Origin of the sequence: Falsiroseomonas selenitidurans (genome assembly GCF_012103215.1) — a bacterium.
Classification (GTDB): Bacteria; Pseudomonadota; Alphaproteobacteria; order Acetobacterales; family Acetobacteraceae; genus Falsiroseomonas; species Falsiroseomonas selenitidurans.
In genome coordinates, this window is record NZ_JAAVNE010000046.1 from 25,703 (window position 1) to 42,251 (window position 16,549).

Below are 16,549 nucleotides of genomic sequence, written 5' to 3' on the forward strand. Positions count from 1 at the left end.
ACATGCCGGAGATCGCCGCGACGGAAGCCGCCTTCGCCGCCCTGGCGGCGCGGCTGCAGGCCGGGCTGCCGGACATGCCGGTGGACCGCAACCGCGAATCCGAGACGGCGGCCGAGGAGGCGCCCTGCCTGGTCTGCCACGATGGCGAGATGGCGATCCTGCGCGGCGAAGGCGCGGGCGCCTACGGCCTGACGCTGTACCGCATGCAGTGGACCGTCGCCGGCTACCTGGCGGTGGAGGGCGACGAGGCCGCGCTGGCCTATGCCGTCGGGCATCTGCGGGCCCAGGTGGTGCGCGCCGTGGTCTGCGGCGAGGCCGCACAGCCCACCGCCCTGCTGCTGGCCGATAATGCCACGGAGATCTGGCCGGAGGAGGTCGCCTCCGTCACCACGCGCGCGGCGATTGAACAGAGCGCGCTGCCGCTGGCGGCCTTCGTCGTGACCTTCGAATTCGACCTGCGGGTGGCCGAGGGCAACCCGTTCCTCACCACCCCCTGATCGGAGAGGGCCATGCCCAACGTGAAGTTCCTGCGCCCGGCGGAGGTCGGCGACGCCACCGTGCGCGCGGGCACCACCCTGACGCTGACGGATGAGCAGATCGCCGCGCTGCCGCCCGGCACCGTCGAGCCCTGGGCGCCGCCGCCCGCGCGCCCGGCGCCGGCCGGCGCTGCGGAGCCTCTGGCGCCGCGGCCCGCGCGGCCGCCCGCACCGAGTCCGACTGAGGGGGTATGATCGATGTCCACCACCATCACCCAGCGGATGATGCGGTCCTGCGTCGCCGTGAAGATCGAAACCACCCGCGGCACGGACGCCATCGCGGGCACGCCCGTGGCGGGGGACTACATCACCGCGACGTTCACCGAGCGCCAGTCGCGCGAGGATAGCCCGCGCAACGTCTATACCGCGAGCTATGACGATCCGCCGCCGATCCCGGGCGGTCTGCGCGGCAGCGTGGAAATCCGGGTTCCCATCGTGGGCTCCGGCGCCGCCGGCACCGCGCCGGAATGGGGCCGCCTGCTGCAGCTCTGCCGCTGGGAAGAGGCGGTCACCGCCTCCGCCGTCGGCGCGCCGACCGCCGCGGCCTCCGGCACCGCCACCACGGCCACCGCCGCCAGCCCCTTCGGCACCACGGCGCAGGCCTATCGCGGCATGCCGATCCTGCTGGCAGGCAATCCCTCCACGGCCGTGGCGGATGCGGTGTTGGACTACACCGCGGGCCGCGTCGTCACCTTGGGCCGCACCTATTCCCCGGTGCTGGACAGCAACACGACGCTGCAGATCCCGGTCAACGTGCTGTACCGCCCGACCTCCGACGAGACGGTGGAGAAAACGGCGACGGTCTACCTGTTCCGCGATGGGCTGCGGCACAAGATGGTGGGCTGCGTCGGCACCTTCCGCCTGGGCCTGCGCAGCGGCCAGCCGGCGGACCTGGTCTTCACCCTGGTCGGCCAGGTCACCGGCTGGAACGAGGCGGTGGCGCTGCCCACGGCCTATGTGCCGGTCACTCGCAACCCGCCGCGCTGGGCGGAGGGCGTCAGCCGCTTTAACCGGGCGCTGGCCCGCATGGCAACGCTGAGCTTTGATGGCGGTGTGCGGGCGGTGGAGCCGAGCGACCCCGAATCCATCAACGGCCGCGGCCTGCCGCTGATCACCGGCGCCGGCGGCCGCTGGACGCTGGACCCGCACGGCAACACCACGGACAGCCCGCTGCGGCAGGGCCTGTTCAGCGCCGGCACCTACACGCCGCTGGTCGCCGCCTGGGGCAGCACGGCCGGCAACCGCTTCATGATCAGCTGCCCGGAGATGATGCTGGCCGAGCTGGGCAATGCGGAGCGCGACGGGCTGGGCGTGGATGCCATGGCCGGCGTGCCCTCGCTCGGCGACGCCCCCATGTTCCTGGCCTGCTACTGACCCGGGCCGGCTGAGAGGTCCCGGCCGACACCGGGGCGAGTTCGCGCGCGCGACGGGCGGGCGGCCTGTCGGGGCCGCCCGCCACCCACCCTCTCCGACAAGAGGATCCCGAGATGGAAACCCCCGTGCTCTCCGCCGCCCAGCGGCGGGAGGTGGTGCTGGATGGCACCGCCTACACCCTCGCGCCGCCGACCCTCGGCCGCCTCTCCGCCCTGCAGGCGGAACGCGCCGGCGAATTCGCGCCGACGGAAGCCGTGCTGACGTACCTGCTGGCCGATGCGCTGCGGGAGACCCACCCCGAGCTGGTCGCGGCGCTGGAGGATTACGAGGTGGCGCAGGACGAGGTGACGCTGCTGCACATGTCCCGCCCGCCCGAGGTGGAGACGGAGGGCCGGCGCGCCTGGCAGGAGGAACGCGGCGCGGAGTTGCACGCGGCCTATCGCCGGCAGATGCAGGCCGGCCGGAAGCGGGAGCTGGCGCTGCACCTGGCAGCGGCCAGCCCCCAGGTGCGCGATGCGCGGGCGGCGATGCTGCGGGCGCGGGATGCGGATGCGCGCGTGCTGGTGCGCGCCTGCCTGGTGGCCATCGATGGCGAGGCCGTCGAAATGGCGGATGCCGGGCTGGATGCCCTGCCCTCGCACCATATGGCCGCGCTGGCGGCGGTCGCGGTGCGGCTGGTGAACCCCGGCCAGGACGCGGCAAAAAACTGATCACCGCCCTCCACCTCGCGCGCGACCGGGCCCGCTTCGGCGGCAGCCTGCGGCCACTGGAGGAGGGCGCCCGCTGGTGGCTGGTGGGGGAGATGCCGGGGCCGGGCGGGGCGGTGGTGCCGGTGCGCTGGTGGCGCAACCCGGCGCTGGTCCAGCCGCCTGGTTGGGCGCGAGTTGAGCGCCTGTGGCGCCTCAGCACCGGCGGCATGGGCCGCGGCTGGCTGCCGGAGGCTGGTGGCGCCAATGACCAGCCGGCCTGGCTGATCACCGCCTTCGGGATCCTGAGCGCCGAGGGCGCCCGGCTGGATGAGGCGGAGCGCGCGCGGCGCGGGGTGTAGCGGGGAGGCGGGGCATGGTGGTGCGCATCGGCATGGCGCAGGCCGGCCAGTCCTTGACGCAGCATGTGCGCCAGTTCGGCGACGCGGCGCGCCAGGTGGTGGCCGCTGCAGTGGAAGGGGCCACGATCGGCGCGCGGGACGAGCTGCGCCAGCAGCTGGGCAGCCGGTTCCGCGGCAACCGCACGCCGACCCTGGTGACGGCAAAGTTCTACCCGCCGCGCGACGACAAGCCCCCGGTCGGCTGGATCTTCCCGCGCGATGCCACCGCCAACCGGATCCTGACCGGCCACCGTGGCGCCCTGATCGAACCGAAGAAGCCCGGCACCACGCTGGCAATCCCGACCCGCCATGTGCCGCTGGTGCGCGGCCGGCGGCCGATGACGCCGGACGAAGTGCAGCGGCACTTCGGGGAGAAGCTGGACCTGGTGCCCCGCCCGCGCGGCAGCACGGGCCGCGCCTGGGGCATGCTGGTACTGCGCCAGCAGACGGTGGGGCGCAGCGGCAAGGTGCGGCGCGCCACGCCGGGCCGGCGCAGGCAGGGCCGCGGCCCGAAGATGATCGTCATGTTCTTCCTGGTGCCGGCGGTTCGCCTGCCGGCCCGCTATAAACCGGAGGCGGTGATGCAGAACTGGCAGGCCCTGCTGCCCAGCCTGGCGGACCGTGCCGCGCGCGCCATGGGGCTGGGCCGGTGAGCGGCAGCGCGGGCGGGGCCCGATTCTACTCCTTCCGGATCTCCGCCGAGGGGATGCAGGAATTCGTCCGCGACCTGGGCGGGCTGGCGCAGCAGACGGAACAGGCGGACCGCGCCATCAACCGGCTGATCCAGGCCAGCCCCCAGCTGGCCAGCGCGCTGACCTCGGCGCAGGACGCCACGGATCGCGCGGCGAAGCGTGCGGCGGAACTGCGGGCCGAACAGGAAAGGGCGCTGGCGGCGTCCCAGGCGCAGACGCGCGGCGTGGCCGGCCTGACGACGGCGCTGGGCGGCATGGAGGGCAATGCGCAGCGCGCGGCAACCCGCGTGGGCGAGCTGCGCGGCGCGCTGGAACTGCTGGGCGCCAGCGGCGTGGCCGGGGCGCTGGCCCCGGTGGCCAGCGCGGCGGGCAACCTGGCCGACCTGTTCAGCACGGCCAGCCTGGCGGCCGGCCGGTTCGAGGGCGTGCTGAACCTTCTGAATGCGCGTGTCTTGGGGATGGCCGCTCTTGCGGGGCTTCCCCTCGTGCTTCAGTCGGTCGGCGTAGGGATCACCCAGGCCGGCGACGCAGCGCTTTCCGCTGACGACGCCATGACGCAGTGGAACGCCACGCTGCTGCGTCTGAACCCGACGCTTGAGCAGACCACGCGGCAGGCCAATGCCGCCGCTGAGGCAATCAGGAAGACCCAGCTTGCAGAACTGGAATTGTCATTCGGCAGGACAATCGAAACGCGCGGCTCGCTGATTTCGAGGCTGCCGGAGCTCGACGCGCGTCTTCTGCAAGCGGAGCGTGCCGCGGCCGACGCGGAGGCTCGGGCAACCAGCCTCACGCTTCAGGCTGCGTCCGAATCTTCGAACCCGCTCCTCCGGAACCGCGCCCTGCTTGGCGCAAGCAGCTTGCCCGAGGCGAATCGTGCGACGCAGCGCGCGGCAGAAGCGCGGGACGCCGTCAATCAGCTGCGCGAGCAGCGCATCCGGTTGGAGGACGAGATTCGACGCCTCGGCGAGGCCGAGAATGAGTTCCGGAACACGCGGTCCGTTCTTCAGGGGCCGATCTACGGTGAGTCGGCCGGCCCGCCCGATCCGCCTGGGCTTGGTGGGAGTAGCGGTGGCGGCTCCGCCGCGCGGGATGCGGAGCGTGCGGCCCGCGAGGCGGAGCGTGACCAGCGCGAGTATGAGCGGGCCGAGGATCTGGCCCGTCGCACGGCGCAGACGGCGATCGACGCGGAGGCCCGCGCGCAGGCGCAGATCGCCCGCGCCCAGGAACGCGCCGACGAACAGCGGGCGCGCCAGGCGGAGCGGACGACGGACCGGATCACCGGCTACCTGGCCGATGGCCTGGCCGATGCGGCGCAGGAAGGCGGGTTCCGCCTGGATGCCATGCTGCGCGGCTTCCAGCAGACGCTGGCGACCGCGCCGTTTCGCATCGTGGTGGAGGCCGCGATTCGGCCGGCCGTTTCCGGCGCGGTCAGCTACCTTGGGCTGGCCGGGGACCAGCAGACGGGCGGCACCCTGTCGCAGCTGTTGGGCTACACCAGCGCGGCCAACCAGGTCGCCGGCGCGCTCGGCCTCACCGACATGGGCGGCTTCGCCGGGCTGGCGAATACGCCGCTCTGGGGCGGCAACGTCGCCGGGCCGGTCTACAATGGCTTCGCGGCCAGCGGCGCGCCGACGCTGGGCGCCGTCGCCGGCGGCATCGGCGGCGGCTATGCGCTGGGCAGCATCATCGGCGGCTTCACCGCCGGGGATAGCGCGGCGCGGCAGCAGAATGCGCAGATCGGCAGCGCCGGTGGTGCCGCCGGCGGCGCGGCGCTCGGCACCTTCGTCTTCCCGGGCGTCGGCACGGCGCTGGGCGGCCTGATCGGCGGCGCGCTGGGCGGCGGTGGCGGTGGGCTGATCGGCCCGGGCCCGAAGACCAACGCCTTCGGCTTCAACCTGGAAGCCTCCGGCGGGCGGTTCGGCACGGATGCCCTGCGCACCACGGGCAACGGCAATGGTGGGGCGGAGGTGCTGGCGCAGGCGCAGCAGGCGGTGGCCCAGGCCAATGCCGCGCTGGCCGCCGCGCAGCTGACGGTGCAGGACAACCGCCGGGCCATCACGGGCGTGAACTCCGCGGACCAGTCCGCATCCTTTGCGGATGCCCTCGGCTCCTTCGGCTTCACCTCCGGCAATGCGACCATCGCCCGCGCGCTCTCCGCCCGCCCCGATGCGGGGCTGGAGGAAGCGCTGGGGATCTCCAACTTCGTCACCGGCCTCTACGCCCAGATCAGCGCGGCGGCGGAGCCGTTGTCGGAATTTGCCGCGGCCATGGCGAGCATCCAGGCCGCCACCGACCCTGCCATCCAGCGCGCGCGAGAATTGTCGCTTGAAACCGACAGGCTGGTGGCGGCGCAGCAGCGCCAGGTGGACCAGCTGGTAGACCAGCAGCGCCGCGCCTTCCGGAGCGCGACCGAATCCACCACGGTGCGCTACTTCCGCGCCATCGGCCGGGACCAGGATGCGGACCTGCTGGCGCAGCAGCTGTCGGGCGAGGCCGATGTGGCTTCCCTGCGCGCGGAGCTGGAACGCATCGGCACCTCCGCCGGCGATGTGCTGACGCAGATCGCGCGGCGGGAGGAGGTGCTGGCGCTGGAACGGCTGGACATCCAGCGCCGCTATGCGGAGGCCTCGGCGGCGGCGGAAGCGCAGGCGGCGCAGGCGCGGGTAAATGCCAGCCGCGGCCTGTACGAACAGCTTGCATTCGGGGACCTGGGCGGGCTGTCGCCGGCGGCGCGGGCGCTGGCGGCGCAGGAATCGCTGGCCAGCGCGCGCGCCGCGCTGCTGCAGGGCGCGACGACGGAGCGGGTGGCAGAATACAGCCGCGTCGCCACCGCCACGCTGCCGGTGCTGCGGGACTACCTGGGCACCAGCACCGCCTATGCCGGCGTGGTCGGCGGCGTCACCGGGACGCTGCGCGAATTCGCGCCGGAGGGGGACTACAGCGGCATGGCCGCGCTGATCGAGTCGCAGACCCGCGGCACGGACCGGCTGGAAATCGCGCTGTTCAGCAACCGTGACGCGGTGGCGGATCTCGCCCAGCGGTTCGACCGCCTGGCCGCGGAAGTCCGGGCCATCGCAGCGAAGAAGGGATAGACGACGATGCCCATTCCGCGGTTCTTCGCGACGAAGCAAGGCAGCACCACGACCGGCACCGGCACCCTTACGCTGATCGCCGGTGACACGACCTTCCGCCAGTTCGAGGCGGCGGTCACCGGCGCGCAGCCGGTCTACTACTCCGCCCGGCTGGCGGGCTCCACGCAGTGGGAATTCGGCATCGGCACCTATGACGACGGCACGCCGGGCACGCTGACCCGCACCACCGTGCTGTGGGGCAGTTCGGGCCCGGGTTCGCTGGTGAATTTCGACGCCGGCGTGAAGGATGTGTGGCTGCAAGCCATGCCGGCCTCGCGGGAGCTGTGGACGTTCTCCGCCAGCACCTCCCTGGCCGCGACGGAATACGGCGGGCTGGTGGTGATGACCGGCAGCACCGGCCGCACGCTGTCCTTGCCGGTGGCCAGCACCGTGCCGCGCAACGTGATGACGCGCGTGCACAATGCCGGCACCGGCGGTGCCGCGCTGCTGCTGGACCCCAACGGGTCGGAGACGATCAACGGCGCCACCACGCTGGCCCTGATGCCGGGCGAAAGCGTGGAGATCTGTTCGGACGGCACCGCCTGGTATGCCGTGGGCCTGGCCTCCGGCATGGCGCTGGTGCAGACGCAGAGCGTCAGCGGCACGCCAGCCGAAATCGACTTCGCGCTGCCGGTGACGGATGCGGAATATGAACTGGCCTTCAGCCGGCTGAATTTCTCGGCCGACGCGCAGTTGAGCCTGCGCGTGTCCACTGATGGCGGGTCCACCTTCGATTCCGGCGGCAGTGATTACTCGACCAGCTACAACTTCGTCACCGGCGCCTCCACCACCAACACCAACGCCACCACGGGCTCCGCCATCCTGCTGACCGACACGGCGGATTCGATCGGCGGCGCTTATGGCAGCTGCCGGTTCGACACGGGGTCGCCTTCCAAGCGGTTCCGGTTGTGGGCCGGCAGTTCGATCTATGCGGACCCGGCCAGCGCGCCGCTGCTGCACGGCACCTTCGCCGGCGGTCGCATCGCGGATGCGGCGGCGTCCCATATCCGGCTGCGGCTGAGCACGGGCACATTCGTGTCGGGCTCCGCCAGCTTGCGCCTTGTCCGCCGCTGATGGCCTTCGGCTTCGCCCCCTGGGGCAGCGTGCCCTGGGGCGTGCTGCCGGATTCCGCCGTCGCGGATCAGGGGCTCTCGACCCTGCGCTACGCCACGACGGACTGGCATTCGGACCCGGTGGATACCCCGGCCTCCACCACCTGGCGGGCCGGCATCCTGGGCGATGTCACCGTGGCCGTGGATGGCACCGCCGCGCTGTCCGGCGGCCTGTCCGTCTCCGCCACCGTGGGCACGGTGGAGTTGTGGGACCCGGATGGCGGCTTGGCTGGGCCGCTCGAGGATCTGGGCCTCGCCGCCGGCCGCGCCGCGCAGCTGCGCGTGGTGCCGGTGCTGGACCCGCGGGCGAGCGACCTCGGCACGCCGCTGCGCGATGCGCAGCCCTTCTTCACCGGCACCGTGCGGGCCGTGCGCCGCGGCACGGATCGCCGCGCAACGCTGGAGTTGGACGACGCCACGCTGGCGCTGGACACGCCGCTGCAGGCCAGCCGCTACGCCGGCACCGGCGGGCTGGAGGGGCCCGAGACGCTGGCGGACCGCCCGCGTCCGGTGCTGCTGGGCCAGGTGTGGAGCCTGGCGCCGATCGCGCTGGGCAATGTGGATCTCGGCGACGGGGCGCTGCCGACCTACCAGTACCACTGGCGCGCCGCGGCCGGCGTGGATGCCGTCCGCATCCGCGGCGTGGCACAGGACTTGGTCGGCACTACCCCTGGCGTGGGCGAGGCGCGGGACCACCCCACCCTGGGCGTGTTCCAGCTCGGCGCCTCCCCGGATGGGGAGGTGACGTGCGGCGCGCGCGGCGATGCGTTCGGCGGCGTCTATCCGGACAGCACGGCGGGCATCCTGTGGCGGCTGATCTCCGGCATGGGGCCGCAACTCGGCGAGGCGGCGCGCGATGCGGCCTCCTGGCAATTCGCGGATGCGGACCTGCCGGGCGTGGTGGGCTGGTATTCCAACGGCGGCGACCCGACCGCGCTGGCGGCCTGCAACGAGATCCTGGCCGGCTCCCGCGCGCTGCTGGCGGGCGGGCGCGATGGGCGGCTGCGGCTGGTGGACCCGTTCACCACGGCGAGCACGGTGCAGTTCGACCTCTCGGCGCCGATGATCCTGGCGGAGCCGGTGCCGGTGCCGCTGCCGGCGGACCTTTCGCCCACTCCGGCGGAGGTGCTGGTGGAATGGGGGCGCAACTGGGCGCCCGTCTCCAGCATCGCCGGGGTGGTGGAGGAGGCGGAGCGCCAGCGCCTGGCCGATGCCGCCGCCCCCGTGGCGCGGTGGGGCTCCGCCGTGGTGGAGGCCCGCGTGGCCCGCCGCCGCGTGCTGCGCCTGCCTGGCCTGTACCACGCCGCGGCGGATGCGCAGGCGCGGGCGGAGGTGATCGGCGGCGCGCTGCTGGCCGGCCGCAGCCTGCGGCGCGTGACGACCGACCGATACCTCGGCCAGATCGACGCCGGCACGCTGGGCCGGGTGACCTTTCCCGGGGCCGGCCTGCAATCCGGCCTGTTCGGGGTGGTGCTGGGCTGGAGCGAGGCAGCAGCCGGGCGGCGGCAGGAACTGGTCATTTTTGGCGGAGGGGCATGACGTGGCCGTTGGCATCCTGACCACGAACGCCCTTGCCGCGGCGGCGCTGACGGTGCCGGTGGGGGCGGGCGTGTCATCCATGCCCGTGGCAAACCTGCAGGATGCGCAGCCCCGCCTGCGCGCCCGCTTCCTGGCCGATTCCGGCGCCTTCGCGATCCTGGCCGATGCAGGCGCGGCGGTGGAGGTGGGGGTGGTGCTGTTGGGCAGCACGACGCTGCAGGCCGACGACACGGTGCGGCTGCGCGGCAGCACGGCGGATGCCACCGGCGCCGCCGGCGATGCGCTGGATGTGACCCTGACGGCGACCGCCAGCGACGCCGGCCAGGGCCAGGTGGTGCGGCCGGTTTCGCCCAGCGCGGCGTGTCGCTACCTGCGAATCGACATCACCTGCGCCACCGGCAGCGTGCGGGATATCGGCCTTCTGGTGGCGGGGCCGCTTCTGACGCTGGACGTGGGTATCCAGGGCCTGACGGAGGGGCGCGTCCCCTTTGGCCAGGCGCTGGAAAATGCCTTCACGGGCACCCGCCACGATGTGCCGGCGCCGCTTGGCGACCCGCGATTCATCGCTGGCGCGCTGACCTACCTGACGCAGGCGGAATACCTGGCGCTGCGGGACGACATCTTCGCCGGCACCGATGCCCTGCTGGTGCCCAACACCGCCGACACGCAGGCGGAACTCAATCGCCGGTCCGTCTGGGGGCGGCTGACACGGCCGCGCAGCGCCACCGGCTTTGCCCATTCCGCGGCGCTGCGCCGGTCCCTGCAACTCAACCTGGTGGAGCGTCTGTGATGCTGGGCTACGCGCCGCCCGGGACCTACCCCTGGGGCACGCTGCCGCCCTGGGCGGTGTCCGGCGGCGTGCTGCTGCGGCCGGTGCTGGTGGCCGGTGGGCCGCCCCGGGCCGTGGTGCCGCTGCTGGACGTCACGGTGGCCTCGGCCGGCGTCAGCGCGGCGCTGCCGGCCGCCGTGCCGCTGGTTGCGGCCTACGCGCTGGGTGATGCGGTGGCGGTGTCGCGGGCCCATTCGCCCACCGGCGCGCAGGTGGCGTCCCGCCTGGCCGCCGGCGGCTGGGGCTTGGTGGGGCAGGATGCCGCACGGTTCGACAGTGCCGGGCGCCTGCGCGTGCAGGGCCCGCGGACCAACCTGGTGGCCAATGCCCGCACGCCGGGCGGCACCGGCTGGACGCTGACGCAGCTGGCCAGCGCCACCCCCGTCACCGGGCCGGATGGCGGCGCAGGGACGGCGGTGGACATCGTCGAGAATACCACGACGAACAGCCACAGCCTGAGTTCCGGCGGCATCACGGTGGTCTCGGGTGCTGTGCACGCGCAAGGGTTTGTCGTGCAGGCCGGCGCGGGCGCGCAGTACGTGCAGATCTCCGGCGGCGGAGGCTTCGGCACCGCGCATTTCGCGAATTTCGACCTGCTGGGCGGCGCCGTGACGCGGGCCGACAACTGCACCGCCAGCATCACCGACCTGGGCGATGGCTGGTGGCTGATTGCCCTGGCGGTGACGGCGGCCAGCAGCTCCGCCGGCACCACGCGCCTGACCTTCATCACCAGCGGCACGGCGGCGCGGCTGCCCAGCCACACGGGCACCGGCCGAACGGTGCGCGTGTGGGCGCCGCAGGTGGAGCTGGCTGGCGATATCGGCGCGCCCATCCTGCCGCCGGCCGGATCGCCCCAGGCCAGCACGCGCGGGGTGGATGTGCCGGCCTGGGCGCCGGCGGCCATGCCGCTGCGCGGCTGCCTGGTGCTGACCGTCTCGCTGGACGCGCTGGCCGGCGCCTCCGCCCTCGGCCTGGTGCAGTTGCACGACGGCACCGACGACAACCGCATCGTGGTGCGCGTGGCGCCGGGCGGCGGCGTGGTGGAGGCCCTGGTGGTCTCCGCCGGCGTCACGCTCGCCACGCTGGCCGCGCCGGCGGCGCTGGCGGCGGGAACGGCGGCGCGCGTGCTGTTGGCGTGGTCGGTCGGCGGGGTGCGGCTGGGCGTGTCCGGCGGCGGCATCGTCTCGGCCGTCGCGGCGCGGCCGGCCGGGCTGTCCGCCGCGCTGCTGGGCCATGCCGATGCGGCCGGCGCGCTGCCGATGGGCGGCGGGCTGACGGCCGATTTCTACCCTGTCTGGCCCAGCGCGGCCGAGGCCGCGGCGCTCCTCGCCGCATGATTCCACCGGAGACACTGCAGATGTCAGCAACCGTGGCGCCGATCGGGCGCCTGCGATTTGCCGGGCGCGTGGAGGCACGCGACCCGACGATCTTCCTCGGCAGCAGCGTCACGATCTACGGCGAGTTCCGCGACCCCGCCACGAATGCGCTGGCCGCGGCCGAGGGCGTGGTGGTGCGGCTGCGGCCACCGACGGATGCGGCGGTGGAGTTGGAGGTGGAGACGGCCCTGGTCTCAACAGGCGTCTACGCCGCGACGGTGGAGCCGGCGCTGGCCGGCGTGTGGCTGGCCCGGCTGATGGCGAGCGGTGTCCGGTACGACGAGCGCCAGTTCACGGTGGCGGCCGGCGCCTTCGCGCAGGACCCCGATGATGCGGCGGTGCTGGTGACCGACGAGGGGGAATTCATCCTGCTGGATGATGGCACGGTGATGGAGGGCTGAGTGTGACCACGCTGATCAAGGTTGGCCGGGCCAGCACGCGCCCAGCCGCGACGACGATCGACCGCGCCGACAAGCTGCTGCTGACCCAGGCGGCCGGCGTGCGCAGCATCGAGTATGGGGTGCTGGAGGATCAGGCGGTGGCGGCCTCGGAGTCGGCGGCAACGGCCGTCGCCGAGACGGTCGCCACCGCCACCGCCGAGCCCTTCGCCGCGACCGCCAGCACCGCCGCGCAGAACGCCCTGTCCGCCGCCGCGCTGGCCGGCAGCTTCGCCACCAAGGCGGATGCGGACGCGGCGTTGGCCGACTACACCGATGGCCAGTCCGTCGAGGTGACCAGCGACAGCACCGCCAGCCTGAACGGCCTGTATGCCCGCCGTAGCGCCGCCTGGGTGCAGATCAGCACGGCGACGGTGGCCGGCATCGACACGCGCCTGTCGCCGGTGGAAGCGCAGGTCACGCCGGCCATCGGCGCGGTGCAGCAGGTGATCCAGCGCGGCGATGGGGTTTATGGGCTGGATGCCGCGCGCAACATCATCTGGCAGTTGTCGCCAACCGGCATGCGCTACCGGGCGGCCGTCACCCTGGACCGCGCGACGCTGACGCAGGAGGTTCTGCCGGCCGGCGTCACCCGCGTGGCGCTGACGCCGCAGCCCTACGCGCGCAGCCTGGCCGCCTATGCCCGGGTGGAGGTGGATGCGAACCGGCGCATCCTGTCCGCCGTGCCGCTCTACGCGCCTGCCTCGGCGGATGCAGCGGAGGCCGTGCAGACCGCCGCCGACTACGTGGTCTATGCCGCGCTGGACGGAGAGGGCGATTCGCAGGTCTACTCGGAGCATCGGACCACGGGCGTGATCACCCAACTATCCGCTGCCGGCAGCAACAACACGGCGCCCGTTTTGCTGGGGCCGGATGCGGTGGGCTGGACAAGCGATCGCGCCAGCGGGCCGCCACTGGGGCATTTCTGGTCGCCGTTGTCCGCACCGCGCGAGCGGGCTTTGCGGCCCTACGGCCGCATCACCTGCCTTGGGGACTCTATGACATTTCGGGGCTACCCGGAGACGCTGGAAGATATCCTGGGCGTCCAAGTGACGAACCGGGGCGTCAACGGCGACACATCCACGCGGGTCGCGGCGCGGCTTGGTTATGTGCCGGCGCGCATCACCGTCTCCGGCAATGAAATAGCCGCCAGTGGCGACACTGCGATCACCGCCTACAGCAGCAACCCGACCAACCTGGCGGGCACGCTGGCGGGGGTTCCGGGTTACCTGCGTGCCTCGGGCAGCGGGATCAGTTTCGAGCGCACGGGCAGCGGCAGCGCCACGGCCTGCCCGCCGGGCACGCCGTTCGTGCCGGATCGCACCGGCTGGGACGAAGAAATCTGCGTACTGTGGGCGGGGCACAACAACCCGGGCGAGCTGCGCCGCTATCTGGATGAGGTGGCCGCCTTCGTCGCCTTCCTGTCCACCTACGGTAAGCGGTTCCTGATCCTGCCCTACATCAACAGCGCCGACGAACCGATCGGGTCCATCGGCTACAAGCAGCGGCAGCGCCACCTGGCCGCGCTGCTGGCAGCCTATCCGGACAACGTGGTTGATCCGATGCCGACGCTGCTGGCGGCCGCCGACCCGGAAGAGCCGCAGGACGTGATCGATGCGGCGCTGGGCGTGGTGCCGGCCTCTCTGCGGGTGGATTCGCTGCACCTGACGGAACCGGCCGGCTACGCCGTGGTGGCGCAGTTTGTGGCCGATGCAATCCAGGCAAGGGGGTGGCTGTAATGACCGCACTGCTGACGCAGTATCTGGGCCTGACGCTGGCCAGTTCGACCGAGAAGTTGTACGCGGACCCGATCATCGATGCTCGCACGCGCGGGATGATCGTGCCCTCCGCCCCCGGCGTGTTCAGCGCCGCCAATCCGGTGCCGACCGACACGGAATTGCCGGATCTGGTAGAGGGTGTTGACCCTCATGTTTTCAAGAATTCCACCATCACCTTCGATGGCACAAAGCTGGGGCTGGTCAGCGTCCAGAACCGCATCCAGCTTGGCGACAACTGGAAGATCCCGGATACCACGCGCCACCTGGCCATCGGCTACTGGTTCCGGCTCACGACGCTGACCGCGCCGGCGAACCCGCTGGTCCTGGCGGGCCACGTTCAGGCATCCCCGGCGCAGAGCATCTGGCGATTCGGGTGCAGCATCAGCAGCAGCAGCATCGTCGGGCTGACCGCGGTGATGAATGGCGCCTCGCAGGCCTTCACCGGGGTGACGCCCGACACCGAGCTTCATCGGCTGGTGGCGGAGATCGAAATCCTTGACGACGAGGAACAGATCGTCCGGACCTACTACGACGAGGATCTGGTGGGGGAATCGAGCGCGGCGGCGTTCTCCGCTTGGACAGAGGGCGCGGCTGACGATTACCCGTTCATCGGCCATATCCCGCCCACCTTCGGCAGCGCGGCGCGGCACGAATTCTACGCCGCCTGGATGCAGGATCTGAGCGGGTCCGGGCGCACCCTGGCGGAGATCATGGCGCTGGATTGGGCGACCAATTACGCGGCCTGGTCGGCCTGAGACTGCCTTGCGCCGCCCCGCCGCCGTCCTACCGGCGGCGGGGCGCGCCACGGTTTCCCGCGGCGACGCCGCACCACCGCATCATGGGAGTTCACAATGCGGAGATACGAGACGCGAAACGATCTTGCGCGCGGTGCGCTGGGGGTGTCCACCGAATCCCATTCGGGGCCGATGGGGCGATGACGGCGGTGGAGGCAACGCGGGGCCTGCCGGACTGGGCGAAGTTGTTCTTGCCGATGGCGCTGACCCTGGCCCTCGGTGGCACGGCCTGGCTGGTGCAGTGGGGCGAGATGAGCCAGGCGCGCCGCCAGGACCAGGCGGCGATCGGCGCGCTGCAGCAGCAGGTGGCGCAGCTCGGGCAGAAATTGGACAGCTATGCCAGCGCGACCCTCACCATGGCGGAACAGCAGCGCGGCGACGACCGCCGGCTGTCGAGCCTGGAGACCGAGACATCTGCCGCGCGCGGCGCATCCTCGCTGATCGCGGCGCAGATCGGCGAGATGCGCGCCGTGCTGCAGGGACTGCGTGATGAGACGCAGATGCTGCGGCGCGCGCTGGAATCAAGACAGCGCAGCGCGCTGTCCATGGACCCGGCCTGAGCCGGTCGCCTCCGGCGCCGCCGGCGGCCCGACCCCGCGCCGCCCGGGCAAGGCGGCATCACCGAAATGGAGACACCGACCATGGATGCCTTGAGAGAGGCGGCGCTGGCGTTGGCCTGTGCCGCGCTGACGGCGCTGGCGGGCTACGCCTGGGCCTGGCTGCGCGACCGCGCAGCCCGCCTTCGGCTGGAATCGGGGCTAGGCCGGGCCGCCGGCCTGGTGCTGGCGGATCCGCGTGTGCAGGAGCTCGGCGCCGCGGCGTTGGGGGCCGCGGCGGAAGTGGGCGTCAGCTACCTGCGGCAGCGGCTGCCTGGAACGCTGCGGCAGCTGGGCGTGCCGCCCGGTGCGGCGGCAGAGATGGTGGCGGGTGAGGCGGCCAGGCTCCTGTCCCGCCTGCCGCCGCGCAGCGTCACCCTTTCGATGCCGGCCAGCTACCAGCGGGCGGGGGCGCCGCAATGACCATCCTCGCCCTCCTCTCCGCCTTGTGGGGCAAGCGGCGGGAGGCCGCAGCGCCGGCCGCCAGCACCGCCGCCAGCCCCGCCAGCGCCCCCGCCCCGGCCATGCCGGTGGCGCCCATCCCGGTGCTGGCTGTGGGCGATGCCCCGGCCGCGCCGGCGCCGCCGCCCGGGGCCTCCGCGCCCCCGGCGGCCATCGAGGCGCACCGCCTGCGCGGCGCGCTGTTCGATCCGTCGCCCCATGTCGGGGCGGAGATCCTGCCGCTGTTCGTGGTGATGCACTACACCGCCGGCGGCACCGCCCGCAGTTCGATCCGCGCGATCGCCGACCGCGGCCTTTCGGCGCATTTCTTCATCGACCGTGATGGCACCGTCATCCAGACGGTGGCGTGCAACCGGATGGCATTCCACGCCGGCGATTCCACCTGGCGCGGCTACAACGGGCTCAACGCCCATTCGATCGGGATCGAACTGGCCAACCTCGGCTGGTTGGACCGGCGGGCGGGCGCCGGCTGGACCCGCCAGGGCCTCGGCCGCACCCTGCCGCCGGAGATGGTGGTTGTGGCGCGGCACCAGGTGGGCGGCCAGGTGATGGCGTGGGAGGCCTATCCGGAGGCGCAGCTGCGGGCGGCGGAGGCGCTGGTCCGCGCGATCCTGCGGGCCTATCCGGCGGTGCGGGAGGTGGTGGGGCACGACGAGCTCTCGCCCGGCCGCAAGCTGGACCCGGGGCCGGCGTTTCCGATGGCGCGGTTCCGGGCTCTTGTGCGGCGGTAGCCTCGGGCAGATCAGGACGACCACTAAGCCCGCCTGGCATTGCGTCAGGCGGGCTTAGTGCGTTCTGAGGGGGGG

17 protein-coding genes are annotated in these 16,549 nt (G+C 72.7%); all 17 read left to right on the top strand.

Going from position 1 to position 16,549, the window contains the following annotated elements:
• Nucleotides 1-2: 2 nt before the first annotated feature.
• The 17 genes from HEQ75_RS21720 (at nt 3) to HEQ75_RS21800 (ending at nt 16,474) form a co-directional block, all read left to right on the top strand.
• Entirely contained in the window at nt 3-497 is a 495-nt protein-coding gene (locus HEQ75_RS21720) for a hypothetical protein (RefSeq protein ID WP_168034221.1), read from the top strand.
• A gap of 12 nt (nt 498-509) precedes the next feature.
• Nucleotides 510-731, top strand: a complete 222-nt coding sequence (locus HEQ75_RS21725; protein ID WP_168034222.1) for a hypothetical protein — start codon at nt 510-512, stop codon at nt 729-731.
• A gap of 3 nt (nt 732-734) precedes the next feature.
• On the top strand, nt 735-1,910 hold the full coding sequence (locus HEQ75_RS21730) for a hypothetical protein (protein WP_168034223.1): 1,176 nt from the start codon (nt 735-737) through the stop codon (nt 1,908-1,910).
• A gap of 113 nt (nt 1,911-2,023) precedes the next feature.
• A complete protein-coding gene (locus HEQ75_RS21735; protein WP_168034224.1) occupies nt 2,024-2,620 on the top strand; it encodes a hypothetical protein in 597 nt (198 codons plus the stop codon).
• Nucleotides 2,621-2,703: 83 nt separating this feature from the next.
• Nucleotides 2,704-2,958, top strand: coding sequence for a hypothetical protein (locus HEQ75_RS21740; protein WP_168034225.1), 255 nt, complete (start codon nt 2,704-2,706; stop codon nt 2,956-2,958).
• 14 nt (nt 2,959-2,972) lie between these two features.
• Complete coding sequence (locus HEQ75_RS21745) at nt 2,973-3,650, top strand: DUF6441 family protein (protein ID WP_168034226.1); 678 nt, start codon at nt 2,973-2,975, stop codon at nt 3,648-3,650.
• Entirely contained in the window at nt 3,647-6,781 is a 3,135-nt protein-coding gene (locus HEQ75_RS21750; RefSeq protein WP_168034227.1) for a coiled-coil domain-containing protein, read from the top strand. Before HEQ75_RS21745 ends, HEQ75_RS21750 begins: the two co-directional genes overlap by 4 nt.
• A gap of 6 nt (nt 6,782-6,787) precedes the next feature.
• Nucleotides 6,788-7,894, top strand: a complete 1,107-nt coding sequence (locus HEQ75_RS21755; protein WP_168034228.1) for a hypothetical protein — start codon at nt 6,788-6,790, stop codon at nt 7,892-7,894.
• On the top strand, nt 7,894-9,471 hold the full coding sequence (locus tag HEQ75_RS21760; protein ID WP_168034229.1) for a hypothetical protein: 1,578 nt from the start codon (nt 7,894-7,896) through the stop codon (nt 9,469-9,471). The genes HEQ75_RS21755 and HEQ75_RS21760 overlap by 1 nt, the downstream gene beginning before the upstream one ends.
• 1 nt (nt 9,472) lies before the next feature.
• The gene (locus tag HEQ75_RS21765) at nt 9,473-10,261 is read left to right on the top strand and encodes a hypothetical protein (RefSeq protein WP_168034230.1); all 789 of its coding nucleotides are present in this window, start codon (nt 9,473-9,475) and stop codon (nt 10,259-10,261) included.
• Nucleotides 10,261-11,637 (top strand): phage head spike fiber domain-containing protein, encoded by a 1,377-nt coding sequence (locus tag HEQ75_RS21770; RefSeq protein WP_168034231.1) that lies wholly within the window; start codon nt 10,261-10,263, stop codon nt 11,635-11,637. Before HEQ75_RS21765 ends, HEQ75_RS21770 begins: the two co-directional genes overlap by 1 nt.
• A 32-nt stretch (nt 11,638-11,669) precedes the next feature.
• Complete coding sequence (locus tag HEQ75_RS21775) at nt 11,670-12,077, top strand: hypothetical protein (protein WP_168034232.1); 408 nt, start codon at nt 11,670-11,672, stop codon at nt 12,075-12,077.
• Between the two features lie 2 nt (nt 12,078-12,079).
• Nucleotides 12,080-13,852 carry an SGNH/GDSL hydrolase family protein gene (locus HEQ75_RS21780; RefSeq protein ID WP_168034233.1) on the top strand — a complete coding sequence of 591 codons (1,773 nt, stop codon included), beginning with the start codon at nt 12,080-12,082 and terminating at the stop codon, nt 13,850-13,852.
• Complete coding sequence (locus HEQ75_RS21785; protein WP_168034234.1) at nt 13,852-14,646, top strand: hypothetical protein; 795 nt, start codon at nt 13,852-13,854, stop codon at nt 14,644-14,646. The genes HEQ75_RS21780 and HEQ75_RS21785 overlap by 1 nt, the downstream gene beginning before the upstream one ends.
• 236 nt (nt 14,647-14,882) lie before the next feature.
• The gene (locus HEQ75_RS21790; protein WP_168034235.1) at nt 14,883-15,245 is read left to right on the top strand and encodes a hypothetical protein; all 363 of its coding nucleotides are present in this window, start codon (nt 14,883-14,885) and stop codon (nt 15,243-15,245) included.
• Nucleotides 15,246-15,326: 81 nt separating this feature from the next.
• Nucleotides 15,327-15,704, top strand: coding sequence for a hypothetical protein (locus HEQ75_RS21795; RefSeq protein ID WP_168034236.1), 378 nt, complete (start codon nt 15,327-15,329; stop codon nt 15,702-15,704).
• Nucleotides 15,701-16,474, top strand: coding sequence for an N-acetylmuramoyl-L-alanine amidase (locus HEQ75_RS21800; RefSeq protein ID WP_168034237.1), 774 nt, complete (start codon nt 15,701-15,703; stop codon nt 16,472-16,474). Before HEQ75_RS21795 ends, HEQ75_RS21800 begins: the two co-directional genes overlap by 4 nt.
• Nucleotides 16,475-16,549: the final 75 nt, after the last annotated feature.

Excerpts from the sequence above, each read along its gene's own strand:
- HEQ75_RS21755 (WP_168034228.1), top strand. The coding sequence starts at position 6,788 with ATGCCCATTCCGCGGTTCTTCGCGACGAAGCAAGGCAGCACCACGACC.
- HEQ75_RS21790 (WP_168034235.1), top strand. The coding sequence starts at position 14,883 with ATGGCGCTGACCCTGGCCCTCGGTGGCACGGCCTGGCTGGTGCAGTGG.
- HEQ75_RS21760 (WP_168034229.1), top strand. The coding sequence starts at position 7,894 with ATGGCCTTCGGCTTCGCCCCCTGGGGCAGCGTGCCCTGGGGCGTGCTG.
- HEQ75_RS21735 (WP_168034224.1), top strand. The coding sequence starts at position 2,024 with ATGGAAACCCCCGTGCTCTCCGCCGCCCAGCGGCGGGAGGTGGTGCTG.
- HEQ75_RS21720 (WP_168034221.1), top strand. The coding sequence starts at position 3 with ATGCCGGAGATCGCCGCGACGGAAGCCGCCTTCGCCGCCCTGGCGGCG.
- HEQ75_RS21770 (WP_168034231.1), top strand. The coding sequence starts at position 10,261 with ATGCTGGGCTACGCGCCGCCCGGGACCTACCCCTGGGGCACGCTGCCG.
- HEQ75_RS21730 (WP_168034223.1), top strand. The coding sequence starts at position 735 with ATGTCCACCACCATCACCCAGCGGATGATGCGGTCCTGCGTCGCCGTG.
- HEQ75_RS21725 (WP_168034222.1), top strand. The coding sequence starts at position 510 with ATGCCCAACGTGAAGTTCCTGCGCCCGGCGGAGGTCGGCGACGCCACC.
- HEQ75_RS21795 (WP_168034236.1), top strand. The coding sequence starts at position 15,327 with ATGGATGCCTTGAGAGAGGCGGCGCTGGCGTTGGCCTGTGCCGCGCTG.
- HEQ75_RS21745 (WP_168034226.1), top strand. The coding sequence starts at position 2,973 with ATGGTGGTGCGCATCGGCATGGCGCAGGCCGGCCAGTCCTTGACGCAG.
- HEQ75_RS21785 (WP_168034234.1), top strand. The coding sequence starts at position 13,852 with ATGACCGCACTGCTGACGCAGTATCTGGGCCTGACGCTGGCCAGTTCG.
- HEQ75_RS21800 (WP_168034237.1), top strand. The coding sequence starts at position 15,701 with ATGACCATCCTCGCCCTCCTCTCCGCCTTGTGGGGCAAGCGGCGGGAG.